This is a genomic window from Marinomonas sp. TW1, assembly GCF_001625355.1.
Taxonomy (GTDB): domain Bacteria; phylum Pseudomonadota; class Gammaproteobacteria; order Pseudomonadales; family Marinomonadaceae; genus Marinomonas.
In genome coordinates this window covers 128,383-152,073 of record NZ_JSEE01000006.1, presented here as the reverse complement: position 1 = coordinate 152,073, position 23,691 = coordinate 128,383, and the positions used below count along the sequence as shown (strand labels likewise).

The window sequence follows — 23,691 nt, the reverse complement described above, 5'->3', positions numbered from 1 at the left end:
GTTTCCCCTTTTTTATTGGTTCTGTCATCAACAAACATAAGGTAACATCAATCCATTAGCGCGATACTAATAACGAAAATGAGTGCTTTATATGGATTACATCATTATTGGCGGCGGTGCAGCAGGTTGTTTGTTAGCTGAACGCTTGTCACAAAACCCGCAATGGCAAGTTACCCTTCTGGAAGCGGGCGGTTCAAATAACCACCCCTTAGTTACCATTCCTGCTGGCATTATTGGCTTGATGCGTAGCCGTCAATTCAATTGGGCATTACGCACCAAAGCCGAACCGAATTTAGCCAATCGACAATTATTCTGGCCCCGAGGAAAGGGGTTAGGAGGCAGCTCAGCAATCAATGCCATGTGTTACACCCGCGGCCAAGCGCAAGATTATGATGATTGGCAAAAACACGGGATAAAGGGATGGGATTACGCGAGCTTATTACCTCATTTTAAAGCCACTGAGCATTATCATAGAGGCGAAAATACCTGGCATGGAGGCGATGGCGAATTACAGGTACAAGCCCTTCGACACCAACACCCGCTCTCACAGGCTTTTGTGGATGCCTGCCAACAATATGGTCTTCCTTTAAATTCAGACTTTAACGGCGCAAAACAATTGGGGACAGGCTTTTATGATGTCATGCAAAACCGTGGTCAACGCTGCAGTGCGGCTCACGCTTTTCTCGACAAAGCCAAACACAGAAAAAATTTAACCATCCTCTCTCATGCTCAGGTAGAAAAGATTCAACTACACGATAAGACCGCCACAGGTGTCTTGTATCGCAAAGACGGTAAGTCTCATTTTCTCAAGGCCAATAAAGAAATTTTGCTGTCCGCTGGCGCCATACACAGCCCGCAGATTCTTATGTTATCCGGCATTGGTGCGAGTCATGAATTAACCCCTCACGGTATTAAAGTTGAACATGAGCTAGCAGGGGTAGGACAAAATTTGCAAGACCATTTAGACATTAGCTTGATCCACTTGGACAAAACCCGCTCCAGCATTTCCTTTCACCCAAGCTTCTTACCACAAGGCATCAAGGCCGTGATGCAATACACGAAGCGTCGCGGTTTATTGGCCTCAAATATGGCGGAAGCAGGTGCCTTTGTCGCCACGCAAAAAGACAATCCAAGACCCGATGTGCAGCTGCACTTTTTGCCTGCCGTTGAAGTCGATCACGGTCTTAACTTATGGCCAACCACACGATACTTTGGTTACACCCTAAGAGCATGCTTACTGCGCCCTGCCAGTCGTGGTCATATTGGTTTGCATTCCAACTCCCCTTTTGATGCGCCCAGAATTGAAGCTAACTATTTGGCCGCAGCAGAAGACATGCAAGGCATGCTAAGAGCATTCGATTGTGCCAATGAGATTTTACAGCAATCAAAACTACAAGATTTTTCCAAACAAGCTTGGCGACCAACCAAGAAAATTCTGACAGAAGCAGAAAAAATAGACTACATACGACAACACGCAGAAAGTATTTACCATCCTGTTGGCACCTGTAAAATGGGCACAGATGAGATGTCCGTAGTGGATGAAAATCTTCACGTAATTGGTATCAATAAACTCAGAGTCGTTGATGCTTCCATCATGCCAACATTGGTCAGCGGCAATACCACCGCCCCAACACTGGCAATTGCCAACAAAGTAGCCGAACACATTTTGTCAGGTAAGACAGCAGACACTGAATAAATCGCGGGCATAAAAAAGGGAAGCCGACGCTTCCCTTTCTCTTCGATCCTACTGTGCTAACAAGGCTTATTTGCCCGTCGCACGAGAAACGTATTCACCAGTACGAGTATCCACACGCAAGACTTCACCAATATTAATAAACAAAGGCACGCGAACCATAGCGCCCGTGGTCAGGAAAGCCGGTTTAGAGCCACCGTTCGCCGTATCACCTTTCACACCTGGATCCGTTTCCACCACTTCTAACTCGATAAAGTTAGGTGGCGTGACCGCCAGTGGCGCACCATTGTATAAAGTCACAACGTATTTCTCTTGTTCCTTCAACCAATGCTTTGTATCAGCAATGGCATTTTCATCCGCAGCATGTTGCTCAAAAGAGCCATCAATTGCCATGAAGTGCCAAAACTCACCGTCTGTGTAAAGGTATTCCATATCGGTATCCATTACATCAGCCGCTTCCAAGGTATCACCAGACTTAAAGGTACGTTCCCAAACACGACCGGTTTTAAGGTTACGTAACTTTAAACGGTTAAAAGCTTGGCCTTTACCGGGTTTTACGTGTTCGTTATCCAAAACTGCACATGGATCGCCATCAACCATTACTTTTGTGCCGCCGCGCATGTCACTGGTAGAAATATTAGCCATACATCCTCACCGTATATGTTTAGAGAAAAAGCTCTGACTGGCGTATCATGTCAGTCTAAGATCTCTGCAAACGTTTTTATGTCATTCATTATAAAATAGCGTTTGCAGAGATCTTTATGAGCCAAAGGCCTCATTGGCCGAAATTCGTTGGCGCAATCATAACCTAAATTAACTCAATTTTGCAGATATTTGACGTGATACCAATTCAAACTGAACAGACGCTAACTTGGCCCGAACACCTTACTCAGGCGATTACTTCCTTACCTGAGCTCATTGACCATCTGGGATTACCAAAAGACTTGATTCCTCAAGGCATGGCAGCGCACCAAAGTTTTCGTCTGTTAGCCCCTCGTCCCTATTTATCACGCATCGAATACGGCAACCCTGACGACCCCTTATTGAAGCAAATCCTTCCCAGTCCACGCGAAATGCAGAGGGTTTCCGGTTATACCGCGGATCCGTTAGACGAAGCGGAGCACACGCCACAAAAAGCCATTGTCCATAAGTACAAACGCCGTCTGCTGGTCATTACCACAGGCACCTGTGCGATAAACTGTCGCTACTGTTTTCGGCGCCATTTCCCTTATGGTGATAATCAATTAGCACAAGCCGAATGGCAAAGTGTGATCGACTATCTAGAAGCTCATCCAGAGGTCAATGAAGTCATTTTAAGTGGCGGTGACCCACTGATGATGAAGGATTCCTTATTAGCGGATAAGCTGCTCAAGTTAGAAGCCTTACCGCAAATCAAACGCTTACGCATTCATTCACGTCTTCCTGTGGTCATCCCGGCTCGCATTTGCGATGCCTTACTCACCAGTTTTGCCAAAAGCCGTTTAGACATCGTTATGGTGTGGCACATCAATCATGCTAATGAAGTCGATCAAGAAGTCATGGAAGCGGCTTTTAGACTCAAAAGCGCCGGTGTCACTTTATTAAATCAAGGTGTGCTACTTAAGGACATTAACGATACGGTGCAAGCGCAAGTGGATTTAAGCGAAGCGGTGTTCTCGGCCGGCATTTTGCCTTATTACCTGTTTACACTCGATCCCGTTGCGGGGGCGGCACACTTCGACATTTCCGTTGAAGCGGCGCAGCAACTGATGGGCAAGGTCGCCGCCGAATTACCAGGATATTTGGTCCCGAGACTCGCCAAAGAGATTCCCGGCAAAACTGCCAAAACGGTGTTTGCGCCCATCTTTGAATCCAACTAACGCAGTAAGGCAATGCGGCCGGTTTTTACGGCTTGGCGTATCACAGTAACATTCGGCGCAAGTTGATACAGGTCGCCATTTTTTCCAACCAGCTGCCTTGGTACATGACTGGCTTTGGCAACCTCGGCATTGGCGGCCAAGTGCGCCGCCTCCCCATGAACGGGTATGGCGATTTCCGGCTGAACCCAAGAGTACAGTTGTCGCAATTCATCCTGATAAGGGTGACCACTCACATGAATGGGTAAGTCTGTATCTTGCTGCTGTAAGGTGCGAATTTTTTGCCCTTTAAATTGACTAACCAAACGCATAATGTCGTTTTCATTGCCCGGAATCATCATGGCGGAAAACAGCACCAGATCACCGGCTTCCAGCGTCAAATCAAAACAATTATTCGCGGCAAGGCGATTCAAGGTTGCTCTTGGCTCACCTTGACTGCCGGTCGCCACCGCCAGCACTTCTTCTCGGGGTAAATAACCAATATGCGCGGCGTCGATTAAAGGCAAATCCTCAGGCCAATGACCTGTCGCACGGGCAATACTGACCATATTCAGCAAAGAACGACCAATTAACGCCAGGTAACGCCCCGTTTCTTGTGCCACTCGACCAAGCGACACCAAACGCGCCAGATTACTGCTAAAGCAGCCAACCACCACACGATTTTTTTCCTCTTTAATGGCCGCTAACAAGCCTTGGTAACAGTCGCTTTCAGAAAGGGAATGGCCCGCTTGCAGTGCATTGGTTGAATCGCACACCATGGCGAGCACATTTTGCTTCGCTAACGCACTAAAGCGACTGGCCACAAAGCCTTCTCCAACCACAGGTTGTTTGTCGATTTTCCAATCACCAGTATGAAACACTCGTCCGGCTGGCGTATCAATGGTCACTGAAAAAGCGTCAGGCATGGAGTGGGTTAAGGCCAACCAAGTGACCTGAAACGAACCAATCCGTTTGCTCTCACTGTCTTCCACAATAATAATGGGCACATCTTGCTCTAAGCCAGCTTGAGCCAATTTACGGCGCAATACTTCAGCGGTAAAACGGGTCGTGTACACAGGGCATTTGAAGCGCCGCCATAGATAAGGCACCGCCCCGACATGGTCTTCATGCGCATGGGTGATGACCATACCAGCTAGACGCTCTTTTTGTTCACTGATAAAGCTAGGATCCGCGCTAACCACTTCGGATGTCAGGGCATCTTGAGACAATAAAGGCTCATTAAAAGACACACCGCAATCCACCATCAACCATTGCCCGTCATGCCCATAAAGATTCATGTTCATACCGATTTCACCTGTGCCACCTAAGGGTAAAAACCATAAATCCTGTGACGACGGTACTAAATGACGGATATTAACCTCCTCAGTTAATCTAGAATGGTAAGCTTTGTCTTTCCTATACTACGTACTTTCCGATAAGATCACAGCCTGTCTAGCAACATATCTTGTTGGGATTATGTTGCCGCTAATTCACCTACGCACCACGATGGAAAATACGTTTGAATAATTTCATGCCCAAGATGGCAAAGACTGTCTCTTTTTTGATTCTCGCGGCCTGCGCCGTCATTTTTGCTCTGTATTTAATCCAAAAATTTGGCGCAGAATACGCCGAAGAAAAAATTCAACAACGCATTACCAACGCAGGGCTGCAAGCCCTTATCGAATATGACTCTGTGCACCTTGATCCATTTACACTCACACCGTCATTAGAAAATGTGCGCTTTGGTCCCAACTCTGCACCTTGGCTCAATTTCGCTCGCATTTCGTTCAACTCTTACTTATTCAAGCAACCCAATCTAGACGTGGATTTTTGGATAAAAGAGACACCGGTTAATCAGCTCTCACGAGAGACGGCGGCCTTATTCCGACAAGCGGGACTCAAACACGTCTTAGGCAAGGGTTCTTTTCAGTCTACTTTGGAGGGTGACACTCTAGAATCTCATCTGAATTTAGACATCAAAGACGCGGGTAAGCTAGATGTCATCAGCCACACACAAGTGTCAAAACAGGATCTCTCATTAGTGGATCTTCGTACTGACTTGTTAGCGTCCGTGGCATTAGGCCAGCCCGAAGCCATTTTATATCTCTATGGGGAACAGCTTAGTATTGAACAGCTTAGCATCACCTACCAAGATACGGGATTACTTCAACATCTTTCTGGTGATTGGACACAACACCCAAATGAGTGGCGAATCCTCAAGCTTAGCCAGTTAATGGATCAACTCAAACTTGCTCCACAAGCTAGTTCTAACGCTTTGGATCTAGCACGTACACTTGATCAATATTTATTAGAGCCAACGACTCTGTCACTGATATTTTCACCCAGTGACGCGATGAATTTAAAACAACTAACGTTAATCGCAGAGCAAAAAATGTTGGCACAACAGACCAAGCTAAAGGTCACCTTGCCAGCTAACTAACAGTGGCTTAAATTACCAATCGAGCCATACAGGAGCTTGCAATGCAAAACGTGACCATCTTAGTCGACGTCCAAAATATTTATTACACCACCCGCCACAGCTTTGGCCGTTCCTTTGACTACAATGCGTTTTGGCGACAAATAACGGCCGATAGACAGGTTGTCAAAGCCATCGCGTATGCCATTGATCGAGGGGATGAAAAACAACGCCAGTTCCAAAATATATTGCGTGCCATTGGCTTCGAGGTGAAATTAAAGCCCTTTATTCAACGCGCTGATGGTTCCGCTAAAGGGGATTGGGATGTGGGTATTACCATTGACGCTTTAGAGTACGGTCGTGATGCGGATGTATTAGTGTTGGCATCTGGTGATGGCGACTTTGATCTACTGGCCAAAACCTTGATCAATAAACATCAAACCAAAGTAGAAGTCTTTGGCGTTGAAGCCTTAACAGCACAATCATTGATTCAAGCTGCAACCCACTTCACACCGATAGATAACAATTTGTTACTTAAATAAGTAAAACTCATCTAGTCTTTTGAGAGAGAATATGGATCTTGAATTTGATCGTCCTTATTTTTCTTTGAGATGTAGATAAATGAGCCCTGTTACCAACTCCATATTTAACGCGACTCGTAATACGCTTCACAAATGGCTGAGCTTAAGTACAGGCATCATTATTCTGTTTTTCTGCCTGCTTAATAGCTTTATGTTAGAGCAAAGAATCTTAGGCGGATTTCAAGTGGTGCTCGCCGCGCTTAACTTTTATTTTTTCTGGGTGTCTTACCACAACCAAAGTAAAGCATGGCATCGACATGTCTTTATCATCACGCTTTGTTGTACTGCTATTCTGGCCTTTGCTTTTGCCGACTTAAGAGCAGGCTCCATCTACTGGCTTATTTTATTACCGGCTATTTTCTGTTTACTCGGTGGTGCAAAAGCGGGACTTTGCTACACCATTTTGGCGTCTTTCCCTGCCATCTTTATTATTTATTACCGATCAGATACTGACAGTTTTATTCAATACCGCTCCATTCTCAACTTTGTGCTGGCCTATTTCATGATCTACGGCGTTTGTTATCTCTATGAATTACAACAGACACAAAACAACCAGTTATTGGCTAAAATGGCGTTTGAGGATCCACTCACTGGTGCTAAAAATCGCCACGCTTTAAAACTCTTCTTCGATCACTTTAATCGCGAAACCCAAAACCTTTACATTGATACGGAATGGGCCACACGACTGCTCGTTGTTGACATTGATTTTTTCAAAACGGTGAATGACGAATGTGGTCATGAAGTGGGCGATCAAGTACTCATCGAATTATCTGAATTACTGCAGTTTTATGCTGATAAAGACAATGTGTATCGCATTGGAGGGGAGGAATTCCTCATTATTTTAAAAGATGCATCAGCCACCCAAGCCTATGATTTTGCTGAAAACATACGTGCACGCGTTGAACACAGCGTGTTTCGAGCCAGCCAACATCAAATCAAAATTACCGTCAGTATAGGCATCGCCAAATTACAACAAGGCCACTCGTTTAGAAAATTCCTCAAAGCGGCCGACAAAAACCTTTACTCAGCAAAACACAAAGGCCGTAATCTGGTACACCACAGCGATCTAGCGGATGAAATCAATTAATCCGCTAGTAGAACGTGTTGATATAAAGCGCTTCAACTTTTTCACGGGCCCAAGGCGTACGACGCAAAAACTTTAAACTCGATTTAACCGAAGGGTCTTTTTTAAAGCAGTTAATGTTCACCAAAAAAGACAATTCTTCCCATCCGAAGTGAGCCTGAAGATCGGTTACCATTTTCTCTAATGTCACCCCATGAAGAGGATTGTTGTTTTGTGTTTCTTTCAATTTCATCACCTTGTTTGAATTAAGGAAGGTACGAACAAGTCCACTGACTTCAGCGTGTGGATAACTCTCTTGTATTCGAGGCAAGTTTCGCCGTCCAATATGAACATATTGGCAAGAAGCTTAACAAAGAATAAAGAGAGCTTAGCTCACGCCCTTCGGGTCTTTTAGAGAAACGGCCTCTCTGTGTTAAGAGTGATTGAAAGGTATTAACATTCCTGCTCACTCTTGCCTTGATAGGCCATTTCTCTGATAAGACTGATGTTCAGAAGACTTATTCGCACCTTCCTTAACCAAGAGTATAACGGAATTTCACCTAAGATTGAGACACAACAGACAATCGGTATTTGACTAATGAGACAAATCCCCGAAGAATAACCACCATAACAATTAGGAGAAGAAACCAATGGGTATTTTATCTGGTCTAAAAGGGCTGTTTTCAGGTGGTGAAGCGGCGGCAGAGAAAACCGAAGACGCCATTGAATATAATGGCTACCAAATTATCCCTTCGCCAATGAAAGATGGCGGCCAATACCGCGTGGCGGCCACCATCACCTTAGGAGAAGGCGAAGAGCAAAAAAGACATAACTTCATTCGTTCAGACCTAATGCCAAACCGTGATGAATGCATTGAAATCACTGTTCGTAAAGCCAAACTGACCATCGATCAGTTAGGCAAAAACCTGTTCAACTAATACTATGTAACGAATACTCATCAACAAACAAGAGAAGCCTCCATGAGCGCACCATTAGGACAAGCTTGGCGTTTACTGAATCAAGGTGAAGACCAATTGGGCGCGGACTTCTATTATCGAACCTTTGCTTTCGCTGGCCCTAAAACACAAGTGCACACCACTTTGATTCATCACTTAGGGAATCAACAGGCCAGCAAAGCCATTTTGTATGTACACGGCTACACGGATTATTTTTACCAAACTGGCTTAGCGCAACACTTTGTTGATCAAGGTTACCGCTTTTACGCGGTAGATTTGCAAGGCTATGGACGCTCGATTCGCCCAACAACGCCACCAAACTGGTGTGACTCGGTAGAACAATACAGTCAAGATTTGGACATTGCTTTGGCGACCATGAAACAAGATGGTGTTGAACAAGTAATTATCTTGGCTCACTCAACGGGCGGCCTGGTGGTCTCCACCTATTTGGCACAGCCTTATGCTTTGCCGGAACGAGAAAGCCATTACCAAATGCCGTTCCCTGACGTGATCGGCTTAATGCTCAACAGCCCTTTTCTGGCGTTGCCATTTCCACCAGCGGTGCTAAATCGCATCAGTTGGCCGATCCGTATATTGGTATCAGCATTGCCTTTCTCTTATTTGCGCGCTAAAAAAATCACCACTTATGCCAAAAGCTTACATCGTCGTTTTGGTGGAGAATGGGATTATCGACTCGACTGGAAACCTGCCGAAGGCTTTGATCTATCCTTTCATTGGCTAAGGGAAATTATTCTGGCACAACGTAATTTAGCGCAACAAAGTCTCAGCATACCGACCTTATTCTGTCGTTCCAAAATCAGCACCATTGGCAAAGACAGCGTGGCCGAAACGCAACAAGGCGATGGCGTACTGGACGTAGACAGCATGAAACAAGCTGCTGAAAACAGCTTTACCAACCTCACTGAAGCGGTGATTGATAAAGGCTTCCATGATTTGTACCTGTCTCATGAAACGGCCAGAAAAGCATACTTACAGGCGATGGATGATTGGTTGGCGCAACTGACCGCCACAAAATAAGCAACAACAAGACAGATTAGCTGCCTTGGCGGCGCATCACCCAATCCAACAAGACAGTTGGCAAAACGCGCTTCATCAAAGCCGCAGCATAAGTCGGTGTTGTCACATAATAGCGTGCTTTCGGACGAGGCGATTCCAACGCATGAATCAGCTTATTTACTACCGCGCTGGCCGGCAGAGTTTGTGATGAGGTCGCGCCTTCTTTGCTCAAACGAGCAACGGCTTCTTGATAACCCTGTTGGTGACGACTGGCGGCGATATCAACATTGTCTTTTAACGCTTGCAACGCATTCGCACGAAAACGACTTTCTATTGGCCCTGGCTCAATCAAACTGACCTTCAATGGCGTGTCATGAAGCTCCATTCGCAAGGTATCCGTCAACCCTTCTAAAGCAAACTTACTGGCGTTATAAGCACCACGAAATGGCGCGGCAACCATGCCCAGTACTGAACTGTTTTGCACGATACGGCCATAACCCTGAGCCAGCATCAGCTTGACCACTCGAGTGGTCAAATCATGCGTACCAAATACATTCGCTTCAAATTGTGTTCGCAAGGCTGCGACAGGCAAATCTTCCACCGCGCCAGGTTGTCCATAAGCCCCATTATTGAATAAGGCAAACAAGTGTCCACCAGTCATTTCCAAAGTCGCAGCAAGGCCAGCCTCAATGGACTCGGGGTCGGTTAAATCTAACTGCACCACATGCTCAATACCCTGCGACTTTAATGCTTCCACATCCTTTTGTTGGCGGCAGCTGGCCACCACTAAAAAATTTCGCTGTTGCAGCATACGCGCCGCTTCCAATCCAATCCCACTGGAACAGCCCGTAATCAAAACAGAATATTGCATGCTATTCATGATGAATGATCGCCTTTAATCAAGATACAAATCAGCTAGCATGGTAACAAATGTCAGGGGAAAGTCACGGTGAGAAATAAGCGAAAAAATAAACAAAAAAAGCGAGACACTGCTCGCTTTTTTTTGCTTCAAGAACTCAGTCTAAAGCTCTAGCGCCTTAGCATGATGCTCTAGATGCTCATCGATGAAGCTGGCGATGAAAAAGTAGCTGTGATCATAACCTGGCTGACGACGAAGGGTCAGCGGATGACCAGCGGCGTCACATGCAGCTTCTAAAGCTTCAGGTTTCAGCTGTTCAACAAGAAAGTTGTCGGCTTCGCCTTGATCCACCAGCAACGGCAAGCGCTCTTTGGCGTTCGCGATCAATAAACTCGCATCCCATTCCTGCCAAGTGCTTTTATCTTCCCCTAAATACCCAGTAAAGGCTTTTTCACCCCACGGGCAATCCGTTGGATTTACAATCGGTGCAAACGCGGAGACCGATTGATAATGTCCTGGATTTTTCAATGCGCAAATCAAAGCTCCGTGACCGCCCATGGAATGACCGGAGATAGAACGTTTGTCCGTCACAGGAAAATTGGCTTCCACCAAATGCGGCAACTCTTGCACCACATAGTCATACATATGGTAGGTATTCGAATACGGTGCTACGGTTGCATTCAAATAAAACCCTGCCGCAGAGCCAAAATCATAGCTGTCGTGTTCACCGGGGTAATCCGTGCCACGGGGACTGGTATCTGGGCAAACAATGGCCAAACCCAACTCCGCCGCTTTGCGAAACGCACCGGCTTTTTGGGTGAAGTTTTCGTCGGAACAGGTTAAACCGGATAACCAATATAAAACAGGCACCGATTGGCTTTCTGCTTGAGGGGGCAGATAAATCGCAAAGGTCATTTCGCCTTTAACGGACAAACTCTCATGCTTGTAACGCTTTAGCCAACCGCCGAAGCTTTTGGTACTGGATATAAGTTCCATGATTCTCTCCTCTAAATGCGCACCACCAAGCTTAGGCAATGCGCATTAATAAAATCAGCGATAACGTCACACTTATTGATCGAACAGAATAACCGTACGAATGCTCTTACCTTCGTGCATTAGGTCAAACGCTTCATTGATCTGTTCCAGTGGCATAGTGTGTGTCACAAATGGATCAATTTCGATCTTGCCATTCATGTAATCTTCTACATAGCCTGGTAATTGACTGCGACCTTTTACACCACCAAACGCTGAACCTTTCCAGACTCGCCCCGTGACCAATTGGAATGGACGAGTAGAGATTTCTTGTCCAGCACCCGCCACACCAATGATAATAGATTCGCCCCAACCTTTATGGCAGCACTCAAGCGCAGAACGCATCACTTGCACATTACCGATACACTCAAACGAGTAATCCACACCGCCGTCTGTCATTTCCACGATGACTTCTTGGATAGACTTGTCGAAGTTTTTCGGATTAATACAATCAGTCGCACCAAATTGTTGCGCCATTTCGAACTTAGATTCGTTGATATCGATAGCAATAATGCGAGAAGCCCCCGCCATACGAGCACCTTGGATACAAGACAGACCAATGCCACCAAGACCAAAGATAGCCACGGTATCGCCTTTTTCCACTTTCGCTGTGTTGAGAACGGCACCGATACCTGTTGTGATACCACAACCCAATAGGCAGACTTTTTCTAGTGGCGCATCAACGTGGATTTTTGCCAAAGAAATTTCAGGAACCACGCTGTACTCAGAAAAAGTAGACGTCCCCATGTAATGGAAAATAGGCTCGCCATTGATGCTGAAACGGCTGGTGCCATCTGGCATTAGGCCTTTCCCTTGTGTTTCACGGACCGCTTGGCAAAGGTTGGTTTTGCCAGACTGACAGAATTTACATTCGCCACATTCTGCTGTGTACAGTGGGATAACGTGATCGCCTACTTTTAGCGTCGTTACACCTTCGCCAACCGCTTCGACAACACCCGCGCCTTCATGACCTAAGATCGCAGGAAAAATACCTTCAGGGTCTTCACCAGACAAAGTAAACGCATCCGTATGACAAACACCCGTTGCCACCATACGAACGAGTACTTCGCCTTTTTGCGGGTCCTGTACATCCACTTCTTCGATTTTTAACGGTTGGCCTGGTCCCCAAGCAACAGCGGCTTTACATTTCATTGCGTACTCCCAAAATTGGTTTGAATTCGACACTTTCTAAATCAAGTAAGAGGAGTGTAGTCGTAAATCATTGAGACGATAATGCTCCTATTGGCAAATTATTATTGTCATACAGCAACAATAATTTCAAAAGAGCATCAAGTAGTTATAATATAACACTCTATTTTGATCAATTTAGGGCAGCATAATGAAAAATTGGGAAGCAATGGAAGCCTTTGTGGAAGTCGTTCGACAAGGCAGCTTTTCGGCAGCCGCCATCAAACTAAGCGTCTCAGCTTCTCACGTCAGTCGTTTAGTGACCCAACTGGAAGCGGAGCTTGGTTGCACACTTTTGTTCCGGACAACTCGACGCATTCGCTTAAGTGAAGCAGGTGAGCTGTATTATCAACATTGTCGTGATCTACCAGCCGCCCTCAGCAGCGCTGAAGAAGTTATTTCCTCACTGAATCAAGCTCCCATAGGCGCCTTTAAAATGACCTGTGCGACCACCTTTGGTGAACGATACATCGCGCCCGTGATGAATGACTTTTTAACCACTCACCCTAAAATTGAACTGGATCTACACCTCACTAATCGTGCTGTGGATCTGCTCGAAGAAAATTACGACCTAGCCATTCGCATGGGTGCGATGAAAGATTCCAGCTTACTGTCTCGACGCCTTTGTGATCGTAAAGAGTACCTGTGCGCTTCTCGTGACTACATCGATCAATACGGCATGCCGCACACCTTGTCTGAGCTCAGTAAACATAAGTGTTTGATTGGCTCTAAAAGTCATTGGTTATTCCAACAAAACGGCCAACGCAAAGAAGTCAAAGTCAGCAGTCAATGGCGTAGCAATTCAGGATTAGCGCTATTGGATGCGGTCAAAAAAGGCTTAGGCATCGCCCAGTTGCCCGATTATTACGTTCAACAAGAATTCGACTCTGGTCGTCTTGTGCCATTATTAGCGCAATATCAGTACCCTTACAGCGGCGTTTGGCTGGTGTACCCAAAAGTCCACCACCCTTCTCCAAAACTAAAAGCCATTTGCGATTATTTGATTGACTGTTTTAAAGACAATGCGCCATTTAAACCACCGCAAGCCTATGATTAAATAAGCCGTCAAATTGTCTGAGAGTTTGCTATGTTTGCACAACAAGATCTAATTCAAGTCGCCCGTCAAACCATGCCCTTTGGTAAATATCAGGGGCGTACGCTGATTGATTTACCCGAAGCCTATCTGTTGTGGTTTGCCCATGAAGGCTGGCCTAGTGGCAATTTAGGAACTTGGTTACAGCTTTGTTTGGAGATCAAGATCAACGGCTTGGAAAAGCTAGTCGAACCATTGCGTTTGCCCGAACAAAGCAAGCCTAACGAGCCCAAAGTACGCATTCGCTTTGACGATTAATTAACTCGCTTCGCGAACAAAATATAACACATCATCTTTTGTTTCTTGGCAAGTAAAACCAGCCTTCTCGGCCACTTTAATAGACGCCATATTGTCGCTTTTAATTTGCGCAAAAAAAGGTCCTGTAAGGGAATTTAATATGGCCAGAACCATAGGATAAGCCAAGCCTTTGCCTCTCATGTCTGGCGCTATTGTCCAAGACAACAACCAACCATCTTGTTGACGATCCGCCCGACAACTGCCCACCGCACAACCCTCTAATTGAGCTATCCACAAACGACGGTCAGTGTTACCCAATGAAGCCTGTAACCAAGTTAGATGCGCCTCTTTAGTGACTTTCGAAGAAGACAAAGACGCTTGCCGAGTGGCTGTGTCATTGCGCCATTCAAGCAATAACTCAGTGTCTTCTATCGTGGCAAGCCGTAATTCAACTAACACAAACATCGTCCTTTTTTCAATCATTGCTTCTTTACCAAGATGGTAAAAAGGTACAGAATTTGCTTCGTTAACAACACCTTTTTACCCAAGGTTTTATTTTCATTGAGAGATTTAGTATGGATATTCGATTAGACGATTTAAACGGACCGGAAATCAAGGCGTTATTACAAGAACATTTAGACGACATGTATCAGACCTCACCAGCGGAAAGTGTTCACGCATTAGACTTATCAGAGTTAAAGCAAGCAAACATTCGTGTTTGGACAGTTTGGCAGGATAATCAATTAATGGGCTGTGGTGCATTAAAAGCACACAACCAAGAGGAAGGTGAAATAAAGTCCATGCGTACTTCCAATGCCGCTCGCAATAAAGGCGTCGCCTCCATTTTATTGCAACACATACTGAACTATGCCCAGCATCAAGGTCTCACCAAGATATGTTTAGAAACCGGCCCACAAGACTTTTTTGCGCCAGCAAGAGCTTTGTATAGAAAACATGGCTTTGAAGAGTGTGGACCATTTGCAGATTATCGGCTCGATCCTTACAGCACTTTCATGACCAAAACACTGTAACGCTCGCTGAGGTTAGACTGTGAAAAGAAAAAGCCAGCAAAACTTGCTGGCTTGATTTCATCAATAGTGAATGAAATGACAGGCAAGGGAAAACCTATCTGAGCTATTGATAAACTTACAGACCACCATGGGTCAATTTCGCAGGATCGAGTAAAGTGGTGAGCTCTTCTCGTGTTAGGTCCGTTTCTTCGTCTGCAACATCGATCACAGGTCGCCCTTCTTGGTAGGCTTTTTTAGCGATTTCTGCGGCTTTAGCATAGCCAATAATAGGGTTCAACGCCGTTACTAATATCGGATTACGGTGCAGAGCCTCGTTCAGCTTGTCTTCATTTACAGTTAGCGTAGCAATGGCATTATCCGCCAACAATTGACCACTGTTCGCCAGCAATTTAATGCTGCTCAACAAATTCTTCGCAATCACAGGCAACATGACATTCAACTCAAAATTGCCCGATTGTCCACCAATGGTAATGGCCGCATCGTTGCCTATGACCTGCGCAGCCACCATGGCAGCTGCTTCAGGAATCACTGGATTCACTTTACCCGGCATGATGGATGAGCCTGGCTGTAACGCTTGTAAGGTGATCTCTCCTAGGCCAGCCAGTGGACCAGAATTCATCCAGCGTAAATCATTGGCGATTTTCATATAGGTTACCGCCACCGCTTTCAGCTGACCTGACAAGGCCACGGCCGTGTCTTGCGAACCAATCAAGGCAAAAAAGTCTTTCCCCGGTGAAAAAGTTTGCTTAGTTAACTCAGATAAAGCACGAGCAATACGTTCTGCGAATTCAGGGTGAGCATTGATGCCAGTCCCCACCGCCGTTCCACCTTGCGCCAATTGACTGGTCTTACTCTTGATGTAAGTTAAGTTGTCAATGTTGTCTTGCAGCTGCGCCGCCCAAGCATTGAAGGTTTGATCCAAGCGCACAGGCATAGCATCCATCAGGTGTGTCCGACCTGTTTTTGTGTAACCCGCTAGACTTTTGCCTTTTTCAACAATGGTGTTTTTTAAATGCTCCAAGGCTGGCAAGAGGTGTCCCGCCAATTCCAAGGTTGCGCTCACATGAATCGCACTGGGGATAACATCGTTACTGCTTTGACCAAAGTTAACATGATCGTTGGGGTTGATGGTTTCACCATTATATTGGCTTGCCAAAGTTGCAATCACTTCATTGGCGTTCATGTTCGAACTGGTACCAGAACCCGTTTGATAAACATCAACCGGAAAATGCTGCATCAAATCATCCGCATCTAACAGTTCATTACAAGCGTTTTGGATTGCTTGCGCTTGTTTTGGTGTAATGCATTCTAGAGCTTCATTCGCTTGCGCTGCCGCGGCTTTAATTAAAATCAAAGAACGAATAAAAGCCTCTGGCATGGCTTCATTACTGATTGGAAAGTTGTTGATTGCTCGCTGAGTTTGGGCGCCATAAAGCGCTTTTTCTGGTACTTCCAGTTCGCCCATACTGTCTTTTTCAATGCGTGTTTTCATGCGGTATTAGATTCCTTTGTTTACGACTCAAAAGAAGAGATGAAGTAATGGCTCAACACCCTAAGATTATGCTCCATTTTGAAATAATTTCTCGCATCCTGATAGGTTACGATGAGGCGTTTGAGATGAGAAAGAGGCAAGTACACTTTATCCAAACAAGTTTGTCGCCAATGTGGCGCAATATTGGTATCACACACGGTATCCAACAACACATTAAACACTCTCTGATGCAATTCAGCCGCATCGGTAATGTTTAAACGCTCCGCATATTCTTCCGTTAAATTCAGATAGTGATACAACACCTCTGGCGAGTCGGCACATTGGCCTGCCTGAATGGTTTGTTCAAGTACAGAAAATGGCACCAAGTAACGACTCATAGCCCTACCCTCCAAACAATATAAATGATAACTATTATCAATAATGTTCGGTGAAGCTATTCCTGTCAAGAAATTGATAACGATTCTTATTATTTTTTAGTAATTAACTCTCGAGTTTTGATTGAGATCATCAAATAACAGGCAAAAAAAAGCCCCTGCGATGAAAACAGAGGCTATCTAAATTCGGATGTATCAGTGGTGATGACCACCAACGCCATGCGCATGACCGTGAGCAATTTCATCATTAGTCGCTTCACGTACATCAATCACTTGGATGTTAAAGGTTAAGTCTTTCCCTGAAAGTGGGTGGTTGATATCAACGGTAGCGTGTTTTAGCCCCATTTTTACAATCGTTACCTGACGCACTCCTTTGTCCGTTTGTACGGTTGCCACCATACCCGGTTTCCAACGCTTAGCGCCTTGCAAATGCTTCACTGGCATTTGTTGAGTGTGATTTTCTTTACGTTCACCATAGCCCTCTGCTGGCGTGACCGTGACTTCGAATTCTTCACCTGCGGCTTTTCCTACCATGGCTTTTTCTAAACCAGGGATAATGTTGCCATGACCGTGAAGATAAGCAACAGGGTCTTTGCCAGCGGAAGTTTCGATCAGTTCTTCACCACTGCGAAGTGTATAGTGAAACTGAACCACTTGGTTGTCTGCAATCGACATGGGTTATCCTTATTTCAATAGGTTACTGCGGTATGCATCACGCCATTATAAGGACTTCATTCCGCTAGAACATAGATAATTCAAGGGAATCATCTTTTATTTCAATGTCAGAAACCAACGAGGCAGCCAATTTCTCAAACGGTGAATGGTTCAGGGTGTAAATAGGATGCTGATCAAAATACTGACGCAACACTTGCTCCACTCTGTCCTGTAAAGACCCTAGGGCGGTGCGTATGATTTTTTCGTCAAAACTGGACCCCTTGATCGCCACTTGAGTCAACCTTGGAGCCACTAAAAACAGGTCTTGATCTTGAATACGAATGCCGGCTTCAAACTCGGGATTCACCTGCGTAGTTAATGAAAAATTTTGCCCAAACGCCGACACTTGCCCAGTTAAATCGCACATTAAAGCGATCGCAATCACACCGCCATCGCGCTCAAGAAAATCAATATCTGCGTGTTTAATGGCAAGATTTAACGCCAATGCTTGCCCCTCTGTGGCTAATTCAAAACGAGTGTCTTGAGCCGCTTCTATTTGCTTTGTCAGATCGTCGTTGATTTTACTTTCGCTAATCCGAAAGCTATTACAAGCCGTCAAGGTTAAGCAAAGTAGCGCCAACAAACTCAGATTAAGAGACTTTTTTATCAATATCATGATGCTTCCTGGTTCGCCTTCTGCATTAAAAACTCTTGGCGTTTATCAAACCAAAAACGCATAAAGTCTTCCGTTACTTTTTGTTCTATTTCCACCGCTTCATCGGTTGGACAAAACAAAGAAACCGTAAAGATATTAAACCCTTCTGGGGTAGTGGTAATGCGTACACGTGGCTCTGGACCTGAAATATTAATGTCCAAACGCTTTTCAATCAGGCTGTTGTAACGAATCGCGACTTCATGAAAGTGCTCACTGTATTCTCGAAGCTTACTCAATATATGTTCTTTGATTTCGAACAAATTTACCTCATCAGAATGCCTGGAAATAGAAAAACTGTGCGTGACATAACGCCGCATGTAATTCAAATTTTGGACCGTATGAACTAATAATACGCTATTTGGCACGACCGTTGTTCTACCAGTATAAGCATAACTGCCACCTTTTAAGTCCACTTCAAATAAGGTTGTAGACAACCAATCACTGTCCGTCACTTCCCCTTCGAAATTGGCTACTTTAATCCAATCACCTACTTGATATGGCCGTGTACTGGCTCGATAAAACGCCCCCACAATACAGGCAATAAACTCTTTCGTTGCAATCACCAAAGCCACCATAAAGGCCGCAATGGAAATGGCGATATTTTGTAATTCAGACGACCAAATCAGAATCAGACCAACAACAAACAAGAAATTAAAGGAGTTGTCCGCGGCATTGATTCGTTGACGCTTTTTATCATGATCAATGTGTTGGTTGAGACGAATTGCTCGTTTGGTATAACGTCGAATCAAATACACCAATAAGATTAATGCCAGAGTAAGCACCAGCTCTACATGGTCTGTGATGATGGATAAATCCCATTGAGAAAAATCGAAAGGCATAAAGAGTCACTTCTGTATAGAAGGCGATACTTTAACAATCATTCCTTGTGACAACAATAAAGTATAGACAAGACAAAAATTTATACTGTATATTTGTACAGTATAAATTTTTGTGAGGTGACTTATGTCCGTCATTATTAAATACGTCGTAGAACGCCATGGAATCGAAAAAATGACCTTTACTTCAAAAGCCGAGGCAGACGCTTACGACAAGCTTCTGGATACCGCTGACGCACTAATGCAGATCCTCAATGACAGTCAGCTCATTGAAAATGATCAACTGTGCGAATCACTGTCCATGTACTTAGCTGAACATAAAAACAGTGTCATCGATGCGCTCGGTCCCAAAAAGAAAACGGTCAATAAGAAGAAGCATGATCAAGCGTCACAAACAGAATTGGCACTCAACAAATCGCCGACAACACCAAGCACTGCACTCGAAGACTTGGTCATAGAAACAGATGAAGAACAGCTTTATCAGGAAGAAGGCGGCTCCGACCCATTTGAAGAAAACAACTTTGATGAAAGTCATGCGGCTTAGTTTAAGTCATGCGGCTTAGTTTAAGTCATGCGGCTTAGTTTAAGTCATGCGGCTTAGTTTAAGTCATGCGGCTTAGTTTAAGTCATGCGGCTGAGTTTATCTCATGTCGCTAAATTGATTCATGGGAGACTTAAAGACTCTTAAATCACCCTCATAACCAGAAGTTAAGCCGCATTCTTTGCGGCTTAACTTCTCACACCATGATGTTGTCTGTAAGCTTTACGGCCAAAGACATACAAAATATCACCTAACAATCATGCCTTTTTAAATATATTTGCAAAAAATACGACCAAAAACCGACCAATTTTTCACATTATTGTCAATTTAGTAAATAATAATGACAAAAATCGTTCATTCTTTAGGATAAAGATATGCAGTTTGCCGTCATTCTATTCTTCGCAGTGGTCTTCAGTTTATCTTCCATGTATTACATTTACACTTATCGTGGCAACATTCGCTACACGTGTTGGACGGAATATTTACGTAAAGGCTGGCCGATTTTTGCGCCCATGAATTGCCTGTTATATTTGTTTTCTAACAAGCAAGTGAAACAACCTATTATCGATACGCTGTCGTTTAAAGAACTGGACGAACTGCGTGATAACTGGGAAGTCATCCGAGATGAAGCCCTGGCTCTCCAGCAACAGGGGGATTTAGAAACGATCAACCAACCTGGTTCCGATGCTTATTATGACGTGGGATTTCGTACTTTCCATAAATATGGTTGGCGTAAATTTTATCTAAAGTGGTATGGCTACACGCACACATCCGCGCACAACATGTGCCCTAAAACCACAGAAATTCTCAGTCGAGTGAAAAACATCAATGGCGCCATGTTCGCTTACATGCCCGCCAACTCTGAGCTAACTCGTCACCTTGATCCTGTGGCTTGCTCTTTACGTTATCATTTAGGCTTACAAACACCTAATTCAGAAAACTGCTTTATTAATGTGGATGGCCAAGAATACGCTTGGCAAGATGGCAAAGATTTGTTGTTTGATGAAACCTATTTGCATTTCGTCAAAAACAATACTGAAGAAAGCCGTTTAATTCTGATGTGTGACTTTGATCGTCCAGTGAACTTTTTTGGTAAGGTAATCAATTCTTGCTACAAAATTTTGATGAAGGCTTCTCTTGTCCCCAATACGGCCGACGACAGAAGTGGCATAGCCAATAAAATGTTTAAAACCGTTACCCCCATGCTGCAACGCAGTAAGGAATTGAAAAAAACCAACCGAAAAGCTTATAAGCGCTTAAAGTACACCGTAAACACCTTGCTGTTGCTGATTATTTTTGGGGTAATTGCAGGCGTGATTGAATTTTTCAGTTGGCTGTTTTTCTAACGCAAGAAGGCTGATTTTATCATTAAACAGGCTTGCCTCTGTGAGCCTGTTCTAATAACCAGTCAAAAAACACTTGCGCAGCTGAAGGCAAGGTCACACTTGATTCTTTCACCAAATAAAAAGATTCACTGGCTTCTACTCTCTTCTCAAAAGGGGCAATCAACCGCCCTTGAGCAATGAGATCGGTCACCATAGATGACCTTGCTAACGCAACGCCCTGACCCAATTCCGCCATACGCAGCGTTGAGACTAAGGTATCAAACTGCATGCCTTTGGAAAAATCGACCTTATCTTCACCCATTATATTGAGCCAATAGCCCCAGCCTTCTTCATAGCCAAGAACATGCAGTAAAGTATGATGAGCCAAGTCCGCAATTGAATCTAAGCCAGTGCTCTGTAACAAATCAGGTGAGCAAACGGGCATCAAGCTATCCCATGTAAGACGCTGCGACAACAAACCCTGCCAGTCACCGTGCCCCCAACGGATTTCCATATCTTCTTCAGCATCCCATTCAGCTAACCAAATATGACTCGCGTAACGAATGTCTATATGAGGATACAAAGCCGTAAAATCAGCCAATTTAGGGGCTAACCAATAGCTAAAAAAAGACAAGCTACCACGAATTTTAACGATACTTTGATTATCTGGAGAGAAAATTTCGCTGGTGCCAACAGACAAACGGCTAATGGCATCTTGCACAACAGGGTAATAAGCTCGACCATCTTTGGTCAGGGTCAAGCCACGAGGCAAACGTTGGAAAAGCGCTGTGCCAAGATGACTTTCGAGCAAACGTATGTGCTGACTAACCGCGCCTTGAGTCAGACACAATTCAGTCGCAGCATGGGTAAAATTAAGGTGGCGTGCAGATGCTTCAAAGGTATGCAGCCAATTTAAGGGAGGGAGAGATTTTTGATTCATACTCGGTGCCTAGCAAGTCGCCTTGATCATAAAGAGCAAGGCGACTTTAACCTAAAGCACAGTAGACATAAAGTCTAAGCGCTTATAGCACTTGACCAAGGAAACGCTGTAAGCGTGGGTTATCCGATTCAAAGAAACGCTCTGGCGACTCTTCAAAGACCAACTCCCCATCTTCCATAAAGACGACGCGATCAGCCACTTCACGGGCAAAGCCCATTTCGTGAGTGACAACGACCATGGTCATACCGTCACTGGCAAGACTTTTCATGACATCCAACACTTCCCCAACCATTTCAGGGTCAAGGGCACTGGTTGGCTCATCAAACAACATAATTTTTGGCATCATCGCCAGTGCACGAGCAATGGCAACACGTTGCTGCTGACCACCAGACAAATGCGATGGGTAGTTATTCATACGCTCTGCCAAGCCGACACGTTTCAAAAGTTCACGGCCTTCATTATCCGCTTCTTTCTTAGACTTTTTCAGCACTTTGATCGGCGACAACATGACATTGCCTAAAGCGGTTTTATGCGGAAATAAGTTGAAAGATTGGAACACCATGCCCACTTCTTCACGGACTTTGTTGATGTTGGTTTTCTTGTCAGTCAAGCTCACATCATCAATCAGAATCGTGCCTTCAGAAATGGTTTCCAGTTGGTTCAATGTACGCAAAAAAGTCGATTTACCAGAACCACTTGGCCCAATAATAACCACCACTTCACCGCGCTTGATATCCAAAGACACTTGTTTCAACGCATGACAGCCATTTGGGTAAATTTTGTCGACATTTTCGGCGCGAATAATACGCTCGTCTACTTGCTTAGTCACTGGCTGACAACCTCTTCTCTAGATATTGAATTGCCCAAGATAGCGTACCCGTTAACACCAAGTACAACAGGGCCACCGTAAACCAAACTTCAAAAGGCGCAAAGGTAGAACTCACCACTTCACGACCCGCTTTGGTCAAATCGGTAATCGAAATAACAGACACCAAAGAGGAGTCTTTAATCAAGTTAATAAACTGACCAGCCATCGGTGGCAATGTACGCTTAAACGCCTGTGGCAAAATAACATTCACCATGGCTTGAACATAGTTCATCCCCAAACTGCGGGCGGCTTCCATTTGTCCTGGATGGATCGACTGAATACCTGAACGAACGATCTCAGCAATATAAGCGCCAGTAAAAACAGCTAATGCAGCGACGCCAGCGGTGAACCGGTCCAAACTTAATACCGTACCAATAAAGAAATAGAAGATGAAAATCTGGACCAGAAGCGGCGTACCACGAATCAACTCAATATAGGTAATGGCGAGATAACGTAGCACTGGATTATGAGAAATACGTGCCAGACCGGTAAACAAACCAATAACGACCGCAAAGATCAGCGACACCACAGACAATTTCAGTGTAATCCACAGCCCCCAGGTAATGGGCCCAATGGTCCAACCTGTTTGCTCAGCGACAGCGTCCCCTTCAAATACTAAATCACCATCATAGATCATGGCCTCATCAAAATCCTTAATGATCAAAGGATCAAGACCAATATCGGATTCAATCGTGATGGTATTGGTCGCATCGTCTACATAAGCCGTACCATCAAAAGGTGCCCGAATTTCAGTCGGCTCAGTACTCACAATGTACTGGGGAATACGCTCCCAACGCCAAGTGTAGTCAATGCTTTTACTGGAGGCATAAATACCAAAGCCCAGCCCAATTAGGATCAGCAAAAATAAGCCTTTCCATAAAAGCAGGTGTGATTTATTTTCCATCGATGAGAGGTTCCCCGTCGTGTTTCCAACTTAAATTAAGA

The 23,691-nt window shown here is 44.8% G+C and carries 27 protein-coding genes; 12 read left to right on the top strand and 15 right to left on the bottom strand.

Features of this window, described 5'->3' with window-relative positions:
* Window positions 1–91: 91 nt before the first annotated feature.
* Window positions 92–1,696, top strand: a complete 1,605-nt coding sequence (locus OA79_RS07180; protein WP_063332545.1) for a GMC family oxidoreductase — start codon at window positions 92–94, stop codon at window positions 1,694–1,696.
* Window positions 1,697–1,762: 66 nt separating this feature from the next.
* On the opposite strand, the gene efp is transcribed toward OA79_RS07180, so the two are convergent.
* Window positions 1,763–2,338 (bottom strand): elongation factor P, encoded by a 576-nt coding sequence (gene efp / locus OA79_RS07175; protein WP_063332544.1) that lies wholly within the window; start codon window positions 2,336–2,338, stop codon window positions 1,763–1,765.
* A 194-nt stretch (window positions 2,339–2,532) separates the two neighbouring features.
* On the opposite strand from efp, the gene epmB reads away from it, so the two are divergent.
* Window positions 2,533–3,552, top strand: coding sequence for an EF-P beta-lysylation protein EpmB (gene epmB / locus OA79_RS07170; protein ID WP_063332610.1), 1,020 nt, complete (start codon window positions 2,533–2,535; stop codon window positions 3,550–3,552).
* Here epmB and OA79_RS07165 read toward each other — a convergent pair.
* On the bottom strand, window positions 3,549–4,832 hold the full coding sequence (locus tag OA79_RS07165; protein WP_231908825.1) for a ribonuclease J: 1,284 nt from the start codon (window positions 4,830–4,832) through the stop codon (window positions 3,549–3,551). The two genes, epmB and OA79_RS07165, sit on opposite strands and share 4 nt — an antisense overlap.
* A gap of 215 nt (window positions 4,833–5,047) precedes the next feature.
* On the opposite strand from OA79_RS07165, the gene OA79_RS07160 reads away from it, so the two are divergent.
* The 3 genes from OA79_RS07160 (at window position 5,048) to OA79_RS07150 (ending at window position 7,612) form a co-directional block, all read left to right on the top strand.
* Window positions 5,048–5,968, top strand: coding sequence for a hypothetical protein (locus tag OA79_RS07160; RefSeq protein WP_156486227.1), 921 nt, complete (start codon window positions 5,048–5,050; stop codon window positions 5,966–5,968).
* A gap of 41 nt (window positions 5,969–6,009) precedes the next feature.
* Window positions 6,010–6,486: a LabA-like NYN domain-containing protein gene (locus OA79_RS07155; protein ID WP_063332542.1), complete on the top strand. Its 477-nt coding sequence runs from the start codon at window positions 6,010–6,012 to the stop codon at window positions 6,484–6,486.
* A gap of 79 nt (window positions 6,487–6,565) precedes the next feature.
* Window positions 6,566–7,612 (top strand): GGDEF domain-containing protein, encoded by a 1,047-nt coding sequence (locus tag OA79_RS07150; RefSeq protein ID WP_063332541.1) that lies wholly within the window; start codon window positions 6,566–6,568, stop codon window positions 7,610–7,612.
* A 4-nt stretch (window positions 7,613–7,616) separates the two neighbouring features.
* On the opposite strand, the gene OA79_RS07145 is transcribed toward OA79_RS07150, so the two are convergent.
* Window positions 7,617–7,841 carry a VF530 family DNA-binding protein gene (locus OA79_RS07145; RefSeq protein ID WP_063332540.1) on the bottom strand — a complete coding sequence of 75 codons (225 nt, stop codon included), beginning with the start codon at window positions 7,839–7,841 and terminating at the stop codon, window positions 7,617–7,619.
* 397 nt (window positions 7,842–8,238) lie between these two features.
* Here OA79_RS07145 and OA79_RS07140 point away from each other — a divergent pair, with 397 nt between their 5' ends.
* Both OA79_RS07140 and OA79_RS07135 read left to right on the top strand, forming a co-directional pair.
* A complete protein-coding gene (locus OA79_RS07140; protein ID WP_063332539.1) occupies window positions 8,239–8,526 on the top strand; it encodes an HlyU family transcriptional regulator in 288 nt (95 codons plus the stop codon).
* A gap of 42 nt (window positions 8,527–8,568) precedes the next feature.
* Entirely contained in the window at window positions 8,569–9,582 is a 1,014-nt protein-coding gene (locus OA79_RS07135; protein WP_063332538.1) for an alpha/beta hydrolase, read from the top strand.
* Window positions 9,583–9,598: 16 nt separating this feature from the next.
* On the opposite strand, the gene OA79_RS07130 is transcribed toward OA79_RS07135, so the two are convergent.
* From OA79_RS07130 to OA79_RS07120, 3 genes are all read right to left on the bottom strand, one after another.
* Window positions 9,599–10,432 carry an SDR family oxidoreductase gene (locus OA79_RS07130; protein ID WP_063332608.1) on the bottom strand — a complete coding sequence of 278 codons (834 nt, stop codon included), beginning with the start codon at window positions 10,430–10,432 and terminating at the stop codon, window positions 9,599–9,601.
* 150 nt (window positions 10,433–10,582) lie between these two features.
* The gene (fghA, locus tag OA79_RS07125) at window positions 10,583–11,416 is read right to left on the bottom strand and encodes an S-formylglutathione hydrolase (protein ID WP_063332537.1); all 834 of its coding nucleotides are present in this window, start codon (window positions 11,414–11,416) and stop codon (window positions 10,583–10,585) included.
* Between the two features lie 72 nt (window positions 11,417–11,488).
* Entirely contained in the window at window positions 11,489–12,604 is a 1,116-nt protein-coding gene (locus OA79_RS07120; RefSeq protein ID WP_063332536.1) for an S-(hydroxymethyl)glutathione dehydrogenase/class III alcohol dehydrogenase, read from the bottom strand.
* Between the two features lie 187 nt (window positions 12,605–12,791).
* Here OA79_RS07120 and OA79_RS07115 point away from each other — a divergent pair, with 187 nt between their 5' ends.
* Together OA79_RS07115 and OA79_RS07110 are read left to right on the top strand one after the other, a co-directional pair.
* Entirely contained in the window at window positions 12,792–13,697 is a 906-nt protein-coding gene (locus tag OA79_RS07115) for a LysR family transcriptional regulator (RefSeq protein ID WP_063332535.1), read from the top strand.
* 30 nt (window positions 13,698–13,727) lie between these two features.
* Window positions 13,728–13,991: a DUF3820 family protein gene (locus OA79_RS07110; protein WP_063332534.1), complete on the top strand. Its 264-nt coding sequence runs from the start codon at window positions 13,728–13,730 to the stop codon at window positions 13,989–13,991.
* Here the strand turns inward: OA79_RS07110 and OA79_RS07105 are convergent, their stop codons facing one another.
* Complete coding sequence (locus tag OA79_RS07105) at window positions 13,992–14,435, bottom strand: GNAT family N-acetyltransferase (protein ID WP_063332607.1); 444 nt, start codon at window positions 14,433–14,435, stop codon at window positions 13,992–13,994.
* 110 nt (window positions 14,436–14,545) lie between these two features.
* Between OA79_RS07105 and OA79_RS07100 the strand changes: the two genes are divergently transcribed.
* Window positions 14,546–15,001: a GNAT family N-acetyltransferase gene (locus OA79_RS07100; protein ID WP_063332533.1), complete on the top strand. Its 456-nt coding sequence runs from the start codon at window positions 14,546–14,548 to the stop codon at window positions 14,999–15,001.
* A gap of 115 nt (window positions 15,002–15,116) precedes the next feature.
* Here OA79_RS07100 and OA79_RS07095 read toward each other — a convergent pair whose 3' ends face one another.
* The 5 genes from OA79_RS07095 to OA79_RS07075 all read right to left on the bottom strand — a co-directional run bounded on the left by OA79_RS07095 (window position 15,117) and on the right by OA79_RS07075 (window position 19,075).
* The gene (locus OA79_RS07095) at window positions 15,117–16,493 is read right to left on the bottom strand and encodes a class II fumarate hydratase (protein WP_063332532.1); all 1,377 of its coding nucleotides are present in this window, start codon (window positions 16,491–16,493) and stop codon (window positions 15,117–15,119) included.
* 20 nt (window positions 16,494–16,513) lie between these two features.
* The gene (locus tag OA79_RS07090) at window positions 16,514–16,870 is read right to left on the bottom strand and encodes a hypothetical protein (protein ID WP_063332531.1); all 357 of its coding nucleotides are present in this window, start codon (window positions 16,868–16,870) and stop codon (window positions 16,514–16,516) included.
* Window positions 16,871–17,062: 192 nt separating this feature from the next.
* Window positions 17,063–17,542: an FKBP-type peptidyl-prolyl cis-trans isomerase gene (locus tag OA79_RS07085; RefSeq protein ID WP_063332530.1), complete on the bottom strand. Its 480-nt coding sequence runs from the start codon at window positions 17,540–17,542 to the stop codon at window positions 17,063–17,065.
* A gap of 64 nt (window positions 17,543–17,606) precedes the next feature.
* On the bottom strand, window positions 17,607–18,197 hold the full coding sequence (locus OA79_RS07080; RefSeq protein ID WP_063332529.1) for a DUF1439 domain-containing protein: 591 nt from the start codon (window positions 18,195–18,197) through the stop codon (window positions 17,607–17,609).
* On the bottom strand, window positions 18,194–19,075 hold the full coding sequence (locus OA79_RS07075; protein ID WP_063332528.1) for a mechanosensitive ion channel family protein: 882 nt from the start codon (window positions 19,073–19,075) through the stop codon (window positions 18,194–18,196). The genes OA79_RS07080 and OA79_RS07075 overlap by 4 nt, the downstream gene beginning before the upstream one ends.
* 124 nt (window positions 19,076–19,199) lie before the next feature.
* Here OA79_RS07075 and OA79_RS18600 point away from each other — a divergent pair, with 124 nt between their 5' ends.
* Window positions 19,200–19,616: a YebG family protein gene (locus OA79_RS18600; RefSeq protein WP_063332527.1), complete on the top strand. Its 417-nt coding sequence runs from the start codon at window positions 19,200–19,202 to the stop codon at window positions 19,614–19,616.
* A gap of 371 nt (window positions 19,617–19,987) precedes the next feature.
* Window positions 19,988–20,959, top strand: coding sequence for an aspartyl/asparaginyl beta-hydroxylase domain-containing protein (locus OA79_RS07065; protein WP_063332526.1), 972 nt, complete (start codon window positions 19,988–19,990; stop codon window positions 20,957–20,959).
* A gap of 22 nt (window positions 20,960–20,981) precedes the next feature.
* Here OA79_RS07065 and OA79_RS07060 read toward each other — a convergent pair whose 3' ends face one another.
* The 3 genes from OA79_RS07060 to OA79_RS07050 form a co-directional block, all read right to left on the bottom strand.
* Entirely contained in the window at window positions 20,982–21,878 is an 897-nt protein-coding gene (locus OA79_RS07060) for a LysR substrate-binding domain-containing protein (protein ID WP_063332525.1), read from the bottom strand.
* Window positions 21,879–21,960: 82 nt separating this feature from the next.
* The gene (locus tag OA79_RS07055) at window positions 21,961–22,707 is read right to left on the bottom strand and encodes an amino acid ABC transporter ATP-binding protein (protein ID WP_063332524.1); all 747 of its coding nucleotides are present in this window, start codon (window positions 22,705–22,707) and stop codon (window positions 21,961–21,963) included.
* Window positions 22,700–23,650, bottom strand: coding sequence for an amino acid ABC transporter permease (locus OA79_RS07050; RefSeq protein WP_063332523.1), 951 nt, complete (start codon window positions 23,648–23,650; stop codon window positions 22,700–22,702). Before OA79_RS07050 ends, OA79_RS07055 begins: the two co-directional genes overlap by 8 nt.
* Window positions 23,651–23,691 lie beyond the last annotated feature (41 nt).